General features: G+C 70.3%; 15 protein-coding genes and 1 pseudogene. 10 read left to right on the forward strand and 6 right to left on the reverse strand.

What is annotated here, in order from left to right:
* Positions 1 to 135: 135 nt before the first annotated feature.
* A complete protein-coding gene (locus ACFYY7_RS09030) occupies positions 136 to 918 on the forward strand; it encodes a hypothetical protein (RefSeq protein WP_388658901.1) in 783 nt (260 codons plus the stop codon).
* A gap of 115 nt (positions 919 to 1,033) precedes the next feature.
* Here the strand turns inward: ACFYY7_RS09030 and ACFYY7_RS09035 are convergent, their stop codons facing one another.
* A complete protein-coding gene (locus ACFYY7_RS09035) occupies positions 1,034 to 1,516 on the reverse strand; it encodes a MarR family winged helix-turn-helix transcriptional regulator (protein ID WP_266729725.1) in 483 nt (160 codons plus the stop codon).
* Positions 1,517 to 1,758: 242 nt separating this feature from the next.
* On the opposite strand from ACFYY7_RS09035, the gene ACFYY7_RS09040 reads away from it, so the two are divergent.
* From ACFYY7_RS09040 to ACFYY7_RS09050, 3 genes and pseudogenes are all read left to right on the forward strand, one after another.
* Entirely contained in the window at positions 1,759 to 2,613 is an 855-nt protein-coding gene (locus ACFYY7_RS09040; RefSeq protein ID WP_388658904.1) for a lysozyme, read from the forward strand.
* Positions 2,614 to 2,870: 257 nt separating this feature from the next.
* The gene (locus tag ACFYY7_RS09045) at positions 2,871 to 3,629 is read left to right on the forward strand and encodes a polysaccharide deacetylase family protein (RefSeq protein WP_388659758.1); all 759 of its coding nucleotides are present in this window, start codon (positions 2,871 to 2,873) and stop codon (positions 3,627 to 3,629) included.
* 67 nt (positions 3,630 to 3,696) lie between these two features.
* Positions 3,697 to 4,080, forward strand: a pseudogene (locus ACFYY7_RS09050) (hypothetical protein); the annotation flags it as partial.
* 225 nt (positions 4,081 to 4,305) lie between these two features.
* On the opposite strand, the gene lon reads toward ACFYY7_RS09050, so the two are convergent.
* The 4 genes from lon to ACFYY7_RS09070 all read right to left on the reverse strand — a co-directional run bounded on the left by lon (position 4,306) and on the right by ACFYY7_RS09070 (position 10,381).
* Entirely contained in the window at positions 4,306 to 6,729 is a 2,424-nt protein-coding gene (gene lon, locus ACFYY7_RS09055) for an endopeptidase La (protein ID WP_388658907.1), read from the reverse strand.
* Between the two features lie 368 nt (positions 6,730 to 7,097).
* Positions 7,098 to 7,517 (reverse strand): hypothetical protein, encoded by a 420-nt coding sequence (locus ACFYY7_RS09060; RefSeq protein ID WP_388658910.1) that lies wholly within the window; start codon positions 7,515 to 7,517, stop codon positions 7,098 to 7,100.
* A 146-nt stretch (positions 7,518 to 7,663) separates the two neighbouring features.
* The gene (locus tag ACFYY7_RS09065) at positions 7,664 to 9,931 is read right to left on the reverse strand and encodes a DUF6571 family protein (protein ID WP_388658912.1); all 2,268 of its coding nucleotides are present in this window, start codon (positions 9,929 to 9,931) and stop codon (positions 7,664 to 7,666) included.
* Positions 9,932 to 9,949: 18 nt separating this feature from the next.
* Positions 9,950 to 10,381 carry a hypothetical protein gene (locus tag ACFYY7_RS09070; RefSeq protein ID WP_388659760.1) on the reverse strand — a complete coding sequence of 144 codons (432 nt, stop codon included), beginning with the start codon at positions 10,379 to 10,381 and terminating at the stop codon, positions 9,950 to 9,952.
* 573 nt (positions 10,382 to 10,954) lie between these two features.
* Between ACFYY7_RS09070 and ACFYY7_RS09075 the strand changes: the two genes are divergently transcribed.
* Together ACFYY7_RS09075 and ACFYY7_RS09080 are read left to right on the forward strand one after the other, a co-directional pair.
* Complete coding sequence (locus tag ACFYY7_RS09075; RefSeq protein WP_388659763.1) at positions 10,955 to 11,605, forward strand: DNA alkylation repair protein; 651 nt, start codon at positions 10,955 to 10,957, stop codon at positions 11,603 to 11,605.
* A gap of 73 nt (positions 11,606 to 11,678) precedes the next feature.
* On the forward strand, positions 11,679 to 12,506 hold the full coding sequence (locus ACFYY7_RS09080; protein ID WP_388658915.1) for a nucleotidyltransferase: 828 nt from the start codon (positions 11,679 to 11,681) through the stop codon (positions 12,504 to 12,506).
* Here the strand turns inward: ACFYY7_RS09080 and ACFYY7_RS09085 are convergent.
* Complete coding sequence (locus ACFYY7_RS09085) at positions 12,433 to 13,278, reverse strand: rhomboid-like protein (RefSeq protein ID WP_388658918.1); 846 nt, start codon at positions 13,276 to 13,278, stop codon at positions 12,433 to 12,435. The genes ACFYY7_RS09080 and ACFYY7_RS09085 overlap by 74 nt on opposite strands.
* Before the next feature lie 136 nt (positions 13,279 to 13,414).
* Between ACFYY7_RS09085 and ACFYY7_RS09090 the strand changes: the two genes are divergently transcribed.
* From ACFYY7_RS09090 to ACFYY7_RS09105, 4 genes are read left to right on the forward strand one after another with little or no spacing between them, the layout of a single operon-like run.
* Positions 13,415 to 14,017 (forward strand): RNA polymerase sigma factor, encoded by a 603-nt coding sequence (locus ACFYY7_RS09090; protein ID WP_388658921.1) that lies wholly within the window; start codon positions 13,415 to 13,417, stop codon positions 14,015 to 14,017.
* The gene (locus tag ACFYY7_RS09095; protein WP_388658924.1) at positions 14,014 to 14,997 is read left to right on the forward strand and encodes a zf-HC2 domain-containing protein; all 984 of its coding nucleotides are present in this window, start codon (positions 14,014 to 14,016) and stop codon (positions 14,995 to 14,997) included. Before ACFYY7_RS09090 ends, ACFYY7_RS09095 begins: the two co-directional genes overlap by 4 nt.
* Before the next feature lie 10 nt (positions 14,998 to 15,007).
* Positions 15,008 to 15,811: an ABC transporter ATP-binding protein gene (locus ACFYY7_RS09100; protein ID WP_388658927.1), complete on the forward strand. Its 804-nt coding sequence runs from the start codon at positions 15,008 to 15,010 to the stop codon at positions 15,809 to 15,811.
* The gene (locus tag ACFYY7_RS09105) at positions 15,808 to 17,127 is read left to right on the forward strand and encodes a hypothetical protein (RefSeq protein WP_388658930.1); all 1,320 of its coding nucleotides are present in this window, start codon (positions 15,808 to 15,810) and stop codon (positions 17,125 to 17,127) included. The genes ACFYY7_RS09100 and ACFYY7_RS09105 overlap by 4 nt, the downstream gene beginning before the upstream one ends.
* Positions 17,128 to 17,139 lie beyond the last annotated feature (12 nt).

Here is a 17,139-nt window from a genome sequence, read left to right on the forward strand (position 1 = left end):
GCAGGCTTTGGCAGGATGCCCGCCCGCACGCCCAACGGAGCCACCCCTTCCGCTCCAGGTGCTCACCTGACCTGCTGGTACAAACCAATTCCGGCCGGGTGCAGGGCTCGTGAAGGCGCCGTGCAGACTGGTCGCATGCGCATCGAACTGGCCACTGTCGCCGGCAGCCCGGAACGCCCGAACGAGGACTGGGCCGCCACCTCGCTTCCCGCTTCCGGCCAGGGTGGGGCGCTGGTCGTGCTCGACGGGGTGACACCGCCCCGGGGTGACGACGGTTGTGTGCACTCGGTCACCTGGTTCACCGCCCGACTGGGCGGCGCGCTGATCGAACTGTCCGGTTCGCGGCGGGATCTGACCCTTCAGGAGATCCTGGAGACGTCCATCCGACGCACCGCCGACACACACCGCCCCCTGTGTGACCTTTCTCACGTACGTACGCCTCAGGCGACGGTCGCCATGGCGCGCTGGGACGACCACGGGGTCGAGCATCTGGTGCTCTCCGATTCCGTACTCCTGCTCGAGGCGCAGGACGGGAGCGTGCGCCCCCTGCTCGACGACCGGCTCGACCGCCTGCCGCCCGGTTCGCTGCGCACCGAGGCCCTCGCCGACTCCTTCCGGAACAAGGAGGGCGGCTTCTTCACCGCCGCCGCCGACCCTTCCGTGGCGGCCCGCGCGATCACCGGGCACACCCCGCGCGACCGGGTGCGGGCGATCGCCGCGCTGACCGACGGGGCGGCCCGCTGGACCGAGATGTTCCACGAGGGCGACTGGGCGGACTGCTTCGGGATTCTCCACAAGGACGGGACGCAGGGGCTGATCGACCGGGTCAGGGCCCTGGAGGACGCGGACACCGAACGCAGGCACCTGCGCCGCAGCAAGACCCACGACGACGCGACGGCGGTCTACGCGGTGCTGTGACGGGCGCCCGCGCAGGCCGCCATGACGGCGGCCTGCGCGGCGCCGTGGCGACGCACCGGGAGGCCGCACTCCGGTGCGCACGTCAGCCCTCGGCGCGCGCCATCCCCCGACCCGCTCAGCCCTCGGCCCGCTCGTTCAAGTGGTGCAGCAGCCGGGCCAGTTCGGCCACCTCGGCCCGGTCCCAGTCGTCGAGCTTGCGGACATAGCGCTCACGGCGGGCGTCGCGCACGCTGCGGTAGCGGGCCAGCCCCTCGGCGGTGAGGCGGACCAGGAAGGCGCGGCCGTCGGCCGGATCGGGTTCACGGGCCACCAGCCCGAGGTCTTCCAGGGCCCGCAGTTGACGGCTCATGGTCGCCTTGCCCACCCCGAAGTAGGCTGCCAGATCGGTGGCCCGCTGCTGCCCGGCCGACTCCAGCCGGACGAGCAGTCCGTACGCGGCAGCCTCCAGATCCGGATGGACCTCGCGCGCCATCTCACCGGAATTGGACCGCGCCCTGCGCAGAAAGACGGCCAACTCCCGCTCCAGGGCGAGGAATGCGTGGTCCACACCACTTCCGCCGGTCGCGCCGGGTTCACTACCGCTTTCGCTCCCGTGCACGTCAACACCCCTCGTGAGCTTTCCTGTCGCTGAAAATTTCTTTCGCCGCTGGTCATCGCCGCAGCTCCGCCAGTATTTCGCAGGCGTAGACCAACGGCAGCTACCAGGCCCCCTTCCGCAGCACGGGTCTACGTGCGTAGCGTCAGTCCTGGCATGTTCACACCATTACATGCCGGCAGGGGTGCGCTCCGCGTCCCCCTGGGATCAGCACGTCCCCCCACCACGTCCTCGGAGGCACTCCCATGCCGGTGCTCAGATCCACTTCCAGAACATCCCGACGCTCCCGCTTCGCGGCGGCCGGGACCCTGCTCGCAGCCCTCTCGCTGCTCCTCACCCTGCCCGGCGCGGCGAGCGCCGCCGGCACCCAGGACGCGGCGGCCGCCAAGAAGCCCGCCCGCGGCACGGCCACGATGGGCATGGGCGTCATCGCCCATGACGGCCAGGGCGGACTGCCGCGGGACACCCGCGCCGTCCAGACCGAAGGCGTCGACGTCTCGGGCCACCAGGGCAACGTCGCCTGGTCGACGCTCTGGAGCAGCGGGGTGAAGTGGGCCTACACCAAGGCCACCGAGGGCACGTACTACAAGAACGAGTACTTCGCCCAGCAGTACAACGGCTCCTACAACGTGGGCATGATCCGGGGCGCGTACCACTTCGCCACCCCGAACACCACGAGCGGCGCCACCCAGGCCAACTACTTCGTGAACAACGGGGGCGGCTGGTCGCGGGACGGCAAGACGCTGCCCGGCGTGCTCGACATCGAGTGGAACCCGTACGGCGACCAGTGCTTCGGCCTGAGCCAGGCAGGCATGGTCTCGTGGATCCGCGACTTCGTGAACACGTACAAGGCGCGCACCGGACGCGACGCGGTCATCTACACCGCGACCAGCTGGTGGAAGACCTGCACCGGCAACAACGCGAGCTTCGGCGCGACCAACCCGCTGTGGGTGGCCCGCTACGCCTCCACCGTCGGCGAGCTCCCGGCCGGCTGGGGCTTCTACACGATGTGGCAGTACACCTCGTCCGGCCCCACGGTCGGCGACCACGACCGCTTCAACGGCGCCCTCGACCGCGTACAGGCCCTCGCCAACGGCTGAGTCCGCCCGCCGCGTCCTCACGGCCCACCGCTTCACACGTACCTTCACACCGCAGAGCCCCGGTCACCCGCCGGGGCTCTCACCTTTCGCCCACCCCCGCGGACTTCACCCCCGCGACCAGGGATTTCCGCCCTCTTTCCCGGAAGCGGCCCCCCTATACACGCGATGTATACACCCTATGTATAGTCCTTCTCTGCCGCCGCACACCGTGCGCCGTGTCCAGCTGTTCAGCAACGGAGGAGTGACCCGCCTTGCCCATGAAGATGAAGTCCATCGGTACGGGGTTGGCCGCCGCCCTTGTGACGGCGCTCACCCTCACGCTGAGCGGGTGCTCCATGCAGACCACGGCGCCCGCCTCGGCACGCGGCGACGCCGGCTCCGACGCCAAGGGCTCCTTCGGCCCGGTGGACTGCCGCAAGGCGAAGTGCATAGCGCTGACCTTCGACGCGGGACCGGGCGAGGACACCCCGCACCTGCTGGACATACTCAAGGAGAAGAAGGTCCACGCGACCTTCTTCCTGCTGGGCAAGAACCACGTCAAGAAGCACCCCGACACCGTGCGCAGGATCGCCGCCGAGGGGCACGAGGTGGCCAACCACACCTGGACCCACCAGGTCCTGACGGACCGCAAGCCGGCCGAGATACGGGCCGAGCTGGAGAAGACGCAGAACGCGATAGCGGACGTCACCGGCAAGAAGCCCCGCCTGATGCGCCCTCCGCAGGGCCGCACCGACGACACCGTCTCGGACATCAGCAAGGACCTGGGGCTCTCCCAGATCCTGTGGAGCGCCACGGCGAAGGACTACTCCACGACCGACTCGGCGCTGATCAAGAAGCGCATCCTGGACCAGGCGAGCAAGGACGGCGTCATCCTGCTGCACGACATCTACAAGGGCACGGTGCCCGCGGTGCCGGGCATCATCGACGAGCTGAAGAAGCAGGGCTACACCTTCGTCACCGTCCCGCAGCTGATGGCGCCCGCCGAGCCGGTCCCGGGGACCATCTACCGCCCCTGAGCCCGGCAGTTGTGAACCGGCGGGCCCCCGGCGCGCGGTGCGCCGGGGGCCCGCCGTGCGTTGGAACAGGGTCGCCCCGGGCGTGCCGACCAAGCTGATCATCGTGGACGGACGGATCACCCTGCTGCCACCGAGCAACGCCTCCGACCCGACGGCGTCCGCCCTGGTCATCGGGGACGCGCTGCTGCGCAACGCACTGGTGCCGCTGTTCGAGACGGTGTGGGAGCGGGCGACTCCGCTGGGCGGTTCGGGCGGAACGCTGCCGGAGCCGCAGAAGGAACTGCTCGGACTGCTCGCGGCCGGGCTGAAGGACGAGGCGATAGCGCGCCGGCTGGGCGTCCATGTGCATACGGCCCGGCGCCGGATCAGCGTGCTGCTGGACTCGCTGGACGCCCAGACCCGCTTCCAGGCGGGGGCGCAGGCGACGCTGCGGGGGTGGCTGGAGGTCTGAACCGGGGGCGGTGGGGGGCGGGACCGGGGGAGCGACGTGCACGGTGTCGCGGACGCGGGTCGGCCCGCCCGGTGTCACGCACGCGAAACAGCCCGCCCGGTGTCACGCACGCGGAACAGCCCGCCCCGTGCCGCGGACGCGGAACGGCCCGCCCACCCGTTGCCGGGGAGGCGGGCCGTCCGTACCGGTCGCGTACGCGGTGCCACGTCCGTCACGCCGTGGCGATCACGCCGCGGCCGGGATCCTCTCCTCGGGCCTGGCCGCGGCGGCCGGGGCGAGGGCGATCTCCAGGACCTGGCGGACATCGGTCACCGGGTGGACCTCCAGCGTGTCCAGGACCTCGGCGGGGACGTCGTCCAGGTCGGCCTCGTTCCGCTTCGGGATCACCACGGTGGTGATCCCGGCGCGGTGCGCGGCCAGCAGCTTCTGCTTCAGGCCGCCGATCGGCAGCACCCGGCCGGTCAGCGAGACCTCACCGGTCATCGCCACGTCCGTACGGACCAGTCGCCCGGAGAGCAGCGAGGCCAGCGCCGTCGTCATGGTGATGCCTGCGCTCGGGCCGTCCTTCGGGACCGCGCCCGCCGGGAAGTGGATGTGCACGCCGCGGTCCTTCAGGTCCGCGACCGGCAGCTCCAGCTCCGCGCCGTGCGACCGCAGGAAGCTCAGCGCGATCTGCGCGGACTCCTTCATGACGTCGCCGAGCTGGCCGGTGAGGGTCAGTCCGGACGCCCCGGTCTCCGGGTCGGCCAGCGACGCCTCCACGAACAGCACGTCGCCGCCCGCGCCGGTCACCGCGAGTCCGGTGGCCACGCCGGGCACCGAGGTACGGCGCTCGGCCGGGTCCTGGGCGGACTCGGGCACATGGTGCGGCCGCCCGATCAGAGCGCGCAGATCCGCCTCGGTGACCGTGAACGGTAGCTCCCGGTCGCCCAGTTCGTGCTGGGCCGCGACCTTGCGGAGCAGCCGGGCGACGGCCCGTTCCAGGTTCCGTACGCCCGCCTCGCGGGTGTACTCGCCGGCCAGCTTGCGCAGCGCGGACTCGTCGAGCGTCACCTCGTCCTTCTCCAGACCGGCCCGCTCCAGCTGGCGCGGGAGCAGGTGGTCCCGGGCGATGACGACCTTCTCGTCCTCGGTGTAGCCGTCGAGCCTGACCAGCTCCATGCGGTCGAGCAGGGCCTCCGGGATGGCTTCGAGCACATTGGCCGTGGCCAGGAAGACAACGTCGCTGAGGTCGAGCTCGACCTCCAGGTAGTGGTCACGGAAGGTGTGGTTCTGCGCCGGGTCGAGGACTTCGAGGAGGGCGGCGGCCGGGTCGCCCCGGAAGTCGGATCCCACCTTGTCGATCTCGTCGAGCAGGACGACCGGGTTCATCGAGCCGGCCTCCTTGATGGCCCGCACGATGCGTCCCGGCAGGGCGCCCACGTACGTACGCCGGTGGCCCCGGATCTCCGCCTCGTCCCGCACACCGCCGAGGGCGACGCGGACGAACTTGCGGCCCATGGCGTGCGCGACGGACTCACCGAGCGAGGTCTTGCCCACGCCCGGAGGCCCCACCAGCGCCAGCACGGCACCGCCGCGCCGCCCGCCGACCACGCCGAGCCCCCGGTCGGAGCGCCGCTTGCGGACGGCCAGGTACTCGGTGATGCGCTCCTTCACGTCCTGGAGCCCCGCGTGCTCGGCGTCGAGCACCTGCTGCGCGCCCCGGATGTCGTACGCGTCCTCGGTCCGTTCGTTCCACGGCAGTTCGAGGACGGTGTCGAGCCAGGTCCTGATCCAGGAGCCCTCAGGGCTCTGGTCGGAGGAGCGCTCCAGCTTGTCGACCTCCTTGAGCGCGGCCTCGCGGACATGCTCAGGAAGGTCGGCGGCCTCGACGCGGGCCCGGTAGTCGTCGGACTCGTCCTCCGGATCACCGTTGAGTTCGGAGAGCTCCTTGCGGACGGCTTCGAGCTGGCGCCGCAGCAGGAATTCGCGCTGCTGCTTGTCGACACCCTCCTGGACGTCCTTGGCGATGGACTCGGCGACGTCCTGCTCGGCGAGGTGTTCGCCGAGCCACTGGATGGCGAGCTTCAGCCGGGCGACCGGGTCCGTGGTCTCCAGGAGCTGCACCTTCTGGGCGGTGGTGAGGAAGGGCGAGTAACCGGAATTGTCGGCGAGCGCGGAGATGTCCTCGATCTGCTGGACCCGGTCCACGACCTGCCAGGCGCCGCGCTTCTTCAGCCAGCTGGTGGCGAGCGCCTTGTACTCCTTGACCAACTCGGCGGCGGCTCCGGGGAGCGGATCGGGGACGATCGCGTCGACCCGGATCCCCTCCACCCAGAGCGCCCCGCCCGGCCCGCTGGTCCCGGCCCCGATCCGCACCCGGCCCCGGCCGCGGATGAGCGCGCCCGGATCTCCGTCCGAAAGCCGTCCGACCTGCTCGACGGTGCCGATGACACCGGTGCCGGTGTACGTACCGTCGATCCGCGGCACCAGAAGCACCTCGGGCTTGCCGCCCCCGTCACGGGCCGCGGCCTGCGCGGCCTCCACGGCGGCACGTACATCGGTGTCGGACAGGTCCAGAGGCACCACCATCCCGGGCAGCACGACCTCGTCGTCGAGCGGCAGCACGGGCAGGGCGAGCGGAGTGACCGCATTGGAATCGGTAGCCATGATCTCCCCTTCGGCAGTCAAGTTGAGCTATGCAGACTCAATGCTCCTGAGCCGTCCGTTGTTCCCCGGGGTGTGTTCGCTGTGAGCGATCATCCGACCGGGCCACCGTCGGCCGCACGCGCGCGCTCACGAAGCGGCTCAAGACGCAGCAGGAGCTCGCGGGCAGGCTCCGGGCGACGGACGGACACCGTGGCAAGGCTCATGGGACCCCTGATCTGCCGCCCGAAGGCGTTCGGGCGGCAGGAGCTGGACACCACGGCGTGATCCGGGATCCCCATCGAATCCGGGGGCTCAGCTACATACCCGGAGGAATCCCACCGAGTCTCCGATCGATGCCGAACTGCCGATCATTCGAATCGATCGGGAATTCAATTTCCATTGCTCGCAGCGCACTTCAGCTCGCGCTGAGCAAAAGTCACGAACTGCTTCAGAAGTGCCGGCAGGACCCTCTGCAGCTTGCCCTTATCAGGGGCGCTACCCGCGTTGACGAAAAGGTCGATGTACTTTCCCGGCGAGTTAGGACCCCTGGAGGGTTCGCAGGTGAAATAGGTGGCAGCGCCGATGTCCCAGAGGATGCCCTTCTTTCCCACGTCGATCGGTTGCGGCTTGGCTTTGTCCATTGAAGTCCAGTCGATCTGATCCTCGAAGCCTCGGAGAGTGGCGATTGCCAGAAACGTCGGAGCGCCATCAATGTCGAGGGAACATGTCACAGAGTCGAGATCATCGACCAACACGAAAGGCCTGTGATACACGGCAGCTTTGTCACCCGCTGGCAGGATGGGCGACACGTCACTACTGGCGAACGCGTTCCAACAGATTCGCTTGGGAAGTTCCGGGACAGCCTTCCTCTCACCGTTCGAACAGCCCGCCAGAAGACCTGCCAAGATCACGAATATCGATACCCCCGCTGCGGCACTTACGAATCGGCGCACGATTAACTTCCCTTGAGGGCTGAACTGGCGACCAAATCACGGCCTGCTGAGTGCGCCGTTGCTGTCTGGGTGGAGGCCGAGCCTTGGTACTCCTTGATCTGTTCAGTCGTCAGACCAGCCCCTCGCCCAGCCACGTCCACCGCAGACACGGCGGCCACTTTGGCGGCCTTCTCGGCGGCCGCGTAACCTGCCGCAGATTCATGGCGTGACGCGTTCGTCGTGTCGTGCTCTGCATTCTTCACGGCGGACTCGCTGACGTCTTCCTTGATCCAGTCCACCACATCGCCACCTACGGGAAGCATCTCGACGTACTTGGCCCCGACAGCGTCGATGATGCGATTCGTCCACTTCGCATTGTCTGCGACACCCTGGTTATATTCCTCGTTCGCAGCAACCTGCGCATCGAAGACACCTTGCGCCCTCGCCTCGGTCATCATGCCGGCGATCTCGCCTCCCGGGTGGACAGCATTCCGCACCGCCTCACCCATGTCATCGTGTATCTCAGGATGCCGGAAGGCATTGGACACCAGTGCCGTGGTGTATGCCTGCTGGGCATTGGTGATCGCGCCGTAGGCCTGGGGGTCCTGACCGACTGCGCCAAGGAAGAAGGCCATCTCGTCCTTACGGAATTCTGCGGGTTTACCGAACGGTTTGATCTGTTCCGCACCGTTCTCAGCCGTGGCCTGCAAGTCAGGCATGTACTCGGCTGCCATGTTGCCGAAGTTTTGGGAGAGTCCGTTGAGTCGTCCATCTCCTGTCACAAGCTCTGGCTCCGCACCGATCTTCGCGACGACCTTCTCCATCACGTTGCTCATGTGCTTGCCGTGCTCTACCGGCGGCGCGTCCTCGTCGCCCGGCACTCGTCCCGTGACCGCCGCTTCCAAGGCGTTGCCCATGGCCGTCTGGCCAGGACTCTGCTCTCCACCGATGACCGTGTCGTACCAGTCGTCCGTGGGCTTCTTGTCGAGCAGGTAGTCGACAACGTCCTGCGCCTTCTTGCCTTTGAGCTCAGCGTCGTCCGTGGTCACGATGCCGTCCTTGTTCGTGTCCTCACGGAGCGGCTCGTCGAAGAAGACCGCTGATGCATCGGGGTTGTTGCTCATGGCCTGCATGAGCCCGGTCAGGGGGTTGAAGCCCTTGCCGCCCGTCTCATCGAGGTTGATGAGCATCTTCTGGTCCCACGGCAGGTTCTCGTGCCAGATCTCCGGGTTCTTCTTGTCCATGGCGACCATGTCCCGGCCGACCGACAGCAGGAAGTTCTTGTCGTACGTTCCTTCCCGGAGGAGCGCGCCCAGCGCCTGGTAGCCGTACAGCTTCGCGAAGCCGGCGCCCGGTACGTCGATCTGCTTGTGGCCGGCCTTCATGAGCTGCGTGGTCCACCCGGCGCCGAGGTGGTCCGGTGTCGACGTCTTGGTGGCGAGGCCCAGCATGGTGCCCATGTCGCTCTGGATGTTGCGGACCATGTTCACCCGGTCCTGGCCGGCCGGTCCGAGGGACGTCGCGTCCAGCGACATCTTCGTGTAGGCCTCAAGGGTGCCCTCGGCGGTCAGTTTCCGGTAGAAGGCCGGGGCGAACTCGGGGTCGTTGCGGTTGTCGTCCAGGAGGTCTTCGAGTTCCCTCAGCGCTGCCACATTGCGCGCCGTGCCGCCGTCCCCGGTGACCTTCTTCATCAGCTCCGTCGCCCGGTCCACCTGCTCGGCGTCCAGGGTCGTGTACTTGGGAGCCGTGAAGTTGTGGTCATCCTTCACGTTCGCCGCGAGAGCGCGCTTCAGTGATTCGTCGGCGTCGGAGCAGTCCTCGACGATTCTGTCGATCTTCCTCTGCCAGGAGGCCACGGCATGGTTCTGCTTCCGCAAGGCTGCCGAGTAATCCGGGTCGTGGCGCGCCGCGGTGTCGCTCTCCAGGTCGTACCGGGGCGTGACCTTGCCCTTGGCGTCCACATGGATCCCGGCGGCCGGGCCTTCCTCGTCCCTGATCCGGACGAGCGCGTCCTTGGCGGTCCTGAACGACGTGTGCGCATCCGCAAGCAGCAGCTTGATGCCCTTGGCCTGAGCCTCGGCGTCTTCGAACTCCTTGGCCGTCTTGCCGATGAAGGGTTTGGTGACGTCGGAGTTGGCGCCTTGCCATCGCGCCTTGTCGGACTTGGCCTTCATTCCCTGGCGGGCGTCGTCGGCAAGCTTCTCCAACTTGGCCACCATTTCCGACCAGTCGTCCGCGGCTTCCTTGAGCTTGCCGACGGGCGCGTTGACGACATCATCGAATGTCAGCACGGCGCTTCCCTCCGCGTCCTATTTGAAGTATTCGCTGATCTTGGACACGGAGAGCAGGTTGCCGCCGATATCCGCATCGTCCTCGGCATGAGCGGACTTGCTGAAGTCGAGGTGGTCGGAGATCCGAGCGCAGGCGTCCAGGAGCGTTCGCAACTGGCTGTTCCACCGGTCGTGCACCTTCAGCAGCTCCGAACCGCTGGTGAAGTTGCCGTTCGTCAGGGCGGTCGCCGCATCGAAGGTGGCAGGACGGGCATGGTCACCGTCCCGGGAGAGCCGACCGCGCAGCAGGTACGCCTCGTGTCCGACTGCTCCGAGGTCGTCCTGGTTCACCACCAGATCAGCCGCACCGCCTGAAGCTGCAGTACCTCCGTCAGCTCGATTCAGCTGCATTTGAGCCGATTGCCGCTGAGCGGCTTCGGCCTTGACCTGTTCCCACTCGTTCCAGGCCATCATGCGCCCCCCATTCGACGAGTTCTCGTTGCGTGGTGCGGTGTTCGGCGGCGATGGCTACGCGTGCAGTAGGACTGGCCTGATCCGTACGGGTGCGGTGCGGCAGCAACCGGTGCCGATGGCACTGTGCGGCAGCAGTTGCGTGCAGGCTGTGCCTCGTCGAACCCGCGGCGCCCAGCTGACCGCGCACGAACGACTTCCCCATGTCAGACGCCGCTGCCCCGCCTTCCCGTGCGATATGCAAACTCCTCCCGCTTCAAACCCTTGACCGGACAGGCATTTTATTCGTTCAGGGACCGCCGAAAGAAGCAGTAACACCCCCACAACGCCTTGATATTCGGCCAACTTCAGATCACTCGGGCCGCTCGCACCGAGCAGCGCAGCAGCTCGTGGATGATCCGGTCGGACCGCCGCCCCACCATTTGCAGAAGTAACACTTCACCACGCCGGGCGGAGGTCACGCATCGCCGTCCGAGCATTCCCGCAGGCCGGCGGCCGTCGGCCGTACGCTGGAATTTCACGCGCGAAGGGCAGGAGGCCGAGGTGACCGGGACGACGACGGTGGCGCAGGTCATGGCCGAGCTGGCCGAGCTCGATGACCCGAAGGCGCGCAAGGTGAACGAGAAGCGCGGCGACGATCACGGGGTGAACCTCGGCAAGCTGCGCGCGCTCGCGAAGCGGCTCGGGACGCAGCAGGAGCTCGCGGGCGGGCTCTGGGCGACGGGCGACACCGCGGCGAGGCTCCTGGCGATCCTGGTCTGCCGCCCGAAGGCGTTCGGGCGCGAGGAGCTGGACACCATGCTGCGCGAGGCGCGCACCCCCAAGGTGCACGACTGGCTCGTCAACTACGTGGTGAAGAAGAGCCCGCACGCCGAGGAGCTGCGCCTGGCCTGGTCCGCCGACCCGGATCCGGTGGTCGCGAGTGCCGGCTGGGCGCTGACCACCGAGCGGGTGGCGAAGAAGCCCGAGGGTCTCGACCTCGCGGGGCTGCTCGATGTCGTCGAGGCGGAGATGAAGGACGCCCCGGACCGTCTGCAGTGGGCGATGAACCACTGTCTGGCGCAGATCGGGATCGAGCACGCCGAGTACCGCGCACGCGCGATCGACATCGGCGAGCGCCTGGAAGTGCTCAAGGACTACCCGACTCCCCCGAACTGCACGTCCCCGTTCGCGCCGGTCTGGATCGCCGAGCTGGTGCGCCGCCGACAGGAGCAGGAGAGCTGAGGGGGTGCTCCGTGGCCCTCGGCGGGCGCGAAAATCGTTCGGCCCGTCGCACGGGTGCGGGCACAGTGCCCCCATGGACGACGACAGCGGTGGCCGGGGTCTGAACGAGGACGGGACGATCCGGCGGGAGGGTTCGCTGAGCCGGGTGCCCGCGGCGTTCGCCCCCGTGGTGGCGGCGGCCCGGTCCCGGATCACCGGGGCGTTCGACGGCACGCGGCTGCACAGCGCGTACGTCTACGGCAGCATTCCGCGCGGCACGGCCGTTCCCGGTGTCTCCGATCTGGATCTGCTGCTGGTCCTGCGTACCCGGCCGACCGGGGCCGACGAGGCCGCGGCCCGTGCCGTCGAAGCCGGTCTGGACGCCGACTTCGGGCAGATCGACGGTGTCGGTGCCCTCCTCACCAGTACCGACACCGTCACCAGCGAGCTCGAACGGCACGATCTCGGCTTCTTCCTCGCCTGTCTCTGCACCCCGCTGCTGGGCGAGGACCTCGCCGGGCGGCTGCCGCGCTACCGCCCGACCCCGCTGCTCGCCCGCGAGACCAACGGGGACCTGGTGCTGGCTCTGCCCCGCTGGCGGCGCAGAGCCGCCGAGGCGGCCACGGACGCCGAACGCCGCAGCCTCTGCCGCGGGGCCGCCCGCCGGATCGTCCGGTCCGGCTTCACCCTGGTGATGCCGCAGTGGCGGGGCTGGACCAGTGACCTGGCCGAGTCCGCCGAGGTGTTCGCCCGCTACTACCCGGACCACCCGGAGCGAGTCGAGCAGATGCGGCTGGCCGCCCGCGTCGGCCGCGGCCCCTCCGCCGATCCGGCCGTCCTCACCACGCTCATCGAGGACCTCGCGCCCTGGCTGGCGGCCGAGTACCTCGCGGTGCACGGCGAGAAGGCACCGCGCCCCTGATCACCTCGCCGCGCTCCGCCACCCCCCTGCTCACCGCGTCCCTGACCGCACCGGCCCGGCGCAGCAGCGGCCAGCAGGCCACGCCGAGCAGCAGCGCCAGCGGATGACCCCAGTCGGTGAGCGGGTTGCTCAGCTCGACCAGGTCGCCCGCCAGCATCGCGCCCAGTCCGCCGAGCACCACCGTCCGGACCAGCGGGGTGAACAGCCCGGTGAGCGCGCCCACGCTCGCCATCAGCCCGAAGCTGATGCCGTAGTCGAGGCGGTGCAGCGACGACTCCGGCAGATGCCCGACGACCACGGAGATCCCGACCGGGATCTCCGTGGCGAGCGTCGCCACGACATGGCCGAGCACGAACACCGCGGCGGTCCGCCATCCTCCGATGCGGCGTTCCAGCGCGGTCAGTACGAGCGCGAGGACGAACACCACCGGGGAGCCGAGCCCGCCGACGGCCCACAGGGCGCTGGCGGTCAGGACGAGCAGCGGGGTCTCGCCGAGGTGCGCGACGTCCGTGCTCGATTCGCGCAGCACGGCGGCGACGGTGGCGGGATCGGCGAACTCCATGAAGAGGGACGTGCCGACCAGCACCAGCAGATACCCGGAGGTGAACGGGGTACCGGTGGGTGTCGGCAGCAGCCGCAGCCAGCGGCGGGCCCCGCTGTCCGGAGGCGGAGACGGCGGCGGGGCGACCGGGCCGGGCTGGCGCGGGACGGCGTCGAGCAGCGGAGCCGCGAAGGGTTCTTCGCGGACCGCCCTGTCCGTACGCTGATGCACCGCGTGAGGCCCCTTTCCGTGACAAGCCCCCCGAAGCAACGTCCTACCCTCTGTGATCATCCCCCGCGCCGTCTGTGGCGTGAGCCACACACGCCGCCCGTGAACCGGTCGGGGCGCGTCGCCCGATAGAAGAGGTGTGAAGCTGTTGCGCCCCTCGGGGGAGGACCCGGACGACGACGCCCTGCTGCGTGCCGTCGCGAAGGGCGATACGCAGGCCCTGGCGACGCTCTACGACCGGCACGCCGGCTGGCTGCTGGCCAGGCTGAGCAGACGGTGCGCGGATGCCGAGACCGTACGGGAGGTCCTCCAGGACACCTTCGTGACGGTCTGGCGCTCCGCCGCGTCGCACCGCGGGGCCAGGGTCGGCGGCTGGCTGTGGGTGATCGCCTCGCGCCGGCTGGTGGACGCCCAGCGGGCCCGTGCCCGTACCGATCTCGCCGACCGGGCGGAGCGGGCCGGGAGCAACGAGTGGGAGGCCACCGCGCAGTCCGCCGAGGAACGGGTGCTCGCCGGGCTGGAGTACGGGGATGTGGGCGCCGCGCTCGACCGGATCTCGCCCGAGCTGCGCGAGGTCCTGCGCGCCACGGTCATCGACGGGCTGACGACCCGCGAGACGGCCCGGCTCCTCGGCATACCCGAGGGCACGGTCAAGACCCGGGCGATGCGGGCCAGGCGCGAGCTGCGGGCCGCGCTGGAGCTGCCCGCCCCGGCGGCCCGGCCGCTGGGAGGAACGGCATGACCACGATGGGAGGTGACGGCATGCCCCACTGGCACGTGAGCGAGGAGCTGGCCGGGCGGTACGCCGCCGGTTCGGTGCCGGAGACGGACGCCTGGTCCGTGGAGAAGCACGTGGAGGCGTGCGGGGGGTGCGCGGCCCGGCTCTCGACGGCGGTACGGGCGCGGCCGGAGGCGGGGGCGGTGCTGGACGCGGTACGCGCGGGGGTGCTGGCCGCGGTGGTGGCGCGGGGGGCGTCGGCGGAAGGTGTGTCGACGGAAGGGGCCTCGGCGGAAGGGGACTCTGCGGAAGGAGCGTCCGCGAGGGAGCCCGCCCACGGAGTCCGGCGCCGCTCCCCCGGGGCCGCCACCCGCACCGGGCGGCTGCTGTGGGCCGCCGGCCCCGCGCTGCGCGGGCCGTGGCTGCTGGCGCTGGTGCTGGTGGCGGTCGGGGCCGTCGCGCTGGCGTACGGGGCGGGGGCCGGGGCCGGTGAGGCCGTCCGCCCGCTGCTCCTCGTCGTCGCGCCGGTGCTGCCGCTCGCCGGGGTGGCCCTCTCCTACGGCCGGCACGCGGACCCGATGCACGAGATCACCGCCGCCACCCCGTCCGGCGGGGTGCGGCTGCTGCTGACCAGGACCGCCGCGGTGCTCGCCGTGAGCATCCCGGCGCTCACCCTCGCCGGGGCGGCGCTGCCGTCGTCCGCCGGGCGGCCCGGCGCGGCGGCCTGGCTGCTGCCCGGACTCGCGATGACGCTGGCGGCGCTCGCCCTCGGTTCGTACGTCGGCTGCCGCACCGGTGCCACGTCCGTCGCCGTGGCCTGGGCGGCCGCCGTCGTCCTGCCCGCCTTCGCCGCGGCGCCCCCGGACTCTGTCGCCGCGGCGGCCTCGGCCGCCCGGTACTTCGCGGGCCCCGCCGCACAGGCCGGCTGGGCGGCGGGCGCGCTGGTGTGCGCCGCGCTGCTCGCCGTACGCCGTAGATCCTTCGACCATCTGGAGACGTTGTGAGCGTGAACGCATGAGCGGCAGCGAGGCCGTGAACACGGTCGAGGCAAGGGCACTGACCGTCCGGCACCGCAGGACGACCGCGCTCGACGCCGTCGACCTGGACTTCGCGCCCGGTGTGCACGGGCTGCTCGGGCCGAACGGTGCGGGCAAGACCTCGCTGATCCGGGTGCTCGCCACCGTCGCCGCGCCCTCCGGCGGCCGGGTGGAGCTGCTCGGCAGCGAGGTCGGCGCCGGGTCGGACCACCGCAGCCGGGCGGCGGTCCGGCGCAGGCTCGGCTATCTGCCGCAGGAGTTCGGCTACTACCCGGGCTTCACGGTCCGCGAGTTCGTCTCGTACGTGGCCTGGCTCAAGGAGATGGACGCGGCGGCGGTCCCGGAGGCGGTGGAACGCGCGGTGGACCGGGTGGGGCTGACGGACCGGATCGACGCCCGGGTGAAGACCCTGTCGGGCGGCATGGTGCGGCGCGTCGGCATCGCCCAGGCGATCGTCAACGATCCGGACCTGCTGCTGCTCGACGAGCCGACCGCCGGCCTGGACCCGGAGCAGCGGGTCGAATTCCGGGCGCTGATACGGGAGCTGGGCCGCACCACCACCGTGATCGTCTCGACCCACCTGGTCGAGGACATCGCCGCCGCCTGCACCGATGTCACGCTGATCGAGTCGGGCCGGATCGCGTACCGGGGCACGACACGGGAGCTGACGGAGCTCGGCGACGCCGGGGACGGCGGAGCGGAGCGGCCGGACGGAAACCCGATCGAGCGCGGCTACACCGCCGCGCTGCGGGCGCACCGGGCGGCGGTGGCGAGCCGATGACCGCATCCGCAGCATCCGGGAAGACCACGGCCGGGAAGCCCCCGGCCCACACCGCCCTGCGCATCGAACTCCGGCGCGGGATCGCCCCCTGGACGGGGCTCGCCGTCGCCGTCACCCTCCTCGTTCCGCTCTGGAGCAAGGCGGCCCAGTGGCAGGGCAGCTGGGGCGAGACCCAATCCCAGCTGCACTCGGCGGCGGCGCTGCTCGGCGGCCCGCTCGTCGCCGCGGCCGCCTGCTGGCAGGGCGGCCGTGAGCACCGCCGGCGCACCGCCGAACTGCTGCTCTCGGTGCCGCGCAGCCGGTTGGCGCAGGTGACGACGGCCGCGACGCCGATCGCGCTGTGGGCGGCGGCCGGGTACCTGCTGGCGCTGGCCGTGGTGTTCGCGGCGACGGCTCCGTACACCGGGGCGGGCCGCCCGTCCCTCTCGGTCGTCGTCACGGACCTCGGCCTCCTGCTCTCCATCGGCTTCGTCGGCTTCGTGGCCGGGCGGCTGCTGCGGTGGCGGCTGACCGCCCCGGTGCTCGCGGTCGTGCTGTACGTGCTCCTGGGGGCCCCGGGCTACATGGAGGCGAAGGCCCGGTTCCTGAGCCCCGGCGAGCAGTACACGCTGTCGTGGTCGGTCCCGGTGTGGTGGTTCGCGCCGGTCCTGCTGGCCTGGACGGGCGGCATCGCCGCCACCGTGCTGCTCGCGTACGCGGCCCGGCGGCGCCTGTCGGCCGTCGTACCGCTCGCGCTGGCGGTCGCGGCCGGAGCGGTGATCGTGCACACGGGCGCCGACCTGTTCCGGGACGACCCGACCGCGACGCGAAAGGTCTGCTCGGTACCGGAACCCGGCGTGCCTCAGCTCTGTGTGAAGGCGCCCGACGCCCCGGCGCTGCCCAGCCTTTCCGCTGCCCTGGCCGGCATGTTCTCGCGCCTGGAGGGAGTACCGGGCGCACCGGTCAGGTACGTGGACTCCGAGTCCCGTCCGAAGGACGGCGAGGCCGTACTCGGCTCGGCGACGCGCGGCTGGAAGCTCACCCGGAACAAGCTGACCGACCCTCAGGCATACGCCTCCAACACTGCCCTGACCCTGGTGAGCCGCGACTGTCCGGACGGCATGAGGACGAGCGACCGCAAGGTTGCCGACCGGGTGGAGTTCACGGACGACGCCGTACGCACCTGGCTGGCCGGCGACGACTCCACCTGGGACCCGGAGGCCCGCCCCCTCGTAGCCCGCCTTGAGGCCATGCCCGAAGCCGACCGCAGGGCCTGGCTCGGCCGCTTCCTGGCCACGCTGGAGAGCTGCACGCCCGCGGAGGTGCCTGCCCTGTGAGCGCTCAGCCGG

This window comes from Streptomyces sp. NPDC001933 (genome assembly GCF_042890955.1).
In the GTDB taxonomy this organism is placed as follows: Bacteria; Actinomycetota; Actinomycetes; order Streptomycetales; family Streptomycetaceae; genus Streptomyces.

Excerpts from the sequence above, each read along its gene's own strand:
- ACFYY7_RS09030 (WP_388658901.1), top strand. The coding sequence starts at position 136 with ATGCGCATCGAACTGGCCACTGTCGCCGGCAGCCCGGAACGCCCGAAC.
- ACFYY7_RS09040 (WP_388658904.1), top strand. The coding sequence starts at position 1,759 with ATGCCGGTGCTCAGATCCACTTCCAGAACATCCCGACGCTCCCGCTTC.
- ACFYY7_RS09045 (WP_388659758.1), top strand. The coding sequence starts at position 2,871 with ATGAAGATGAAGTCCATCGGTACGGGGTTGGCCGCCGCCCTTGTGACG.
- lon (WP_388658907.1), bottom strand. The coding sequence starts at position 6,729 with ATGGCTACCGATTCCAATGCGGTCACTCCGCTCGCCCTGCCCGTGCTG.
- ACFYY7_RS09070 (WP_388659760.1), bottom strand. The coding sequence starts at position 10,381 with ATGGCCTGGAACGAGTGGGAACAGGTCAAGGCCGAAGCCGCTCAGCGG.
- ACFYY7_RS09075 (WP_388659763.1), top strand. The coding sequence starts at position 10,955 with ATGGCCGAGCTGGCCGAGCTCGATGACCCGAAGGCGCGCAAGGTGAAC.
- ACFYY7_RS09080 (WP_388658915.1), top strand. The coding sequence starts at position 11,679 with ATGGACGACGACAGCGGTGGCCGGGGTCTGAACGAGGACGGGACGATC.
- ACFYY7_RS09095 (WP_388658924.1), top strand. The coding sequence starts at position 14,014 with ATGACCACGATGGGAGGTGACGGCATGCCCCACTGGCACGTGAGCGAG.
- ACFYY7_RS09100 (WP_388658927.1), top strand. The coding sequence starts at position 15,008 with ATGAGCGGCAGCGAGGCCGTGAACACGGTCGAGGCAAGGGCACTGACC.
- ACFYY7_RS09105 (WP_388658930.1), top strand. The coding sequence starts at position 15,808 with ATGACCGCATCCGCAGCATCCGGGAAGACCACGGCCGGGAAGCCCCCG.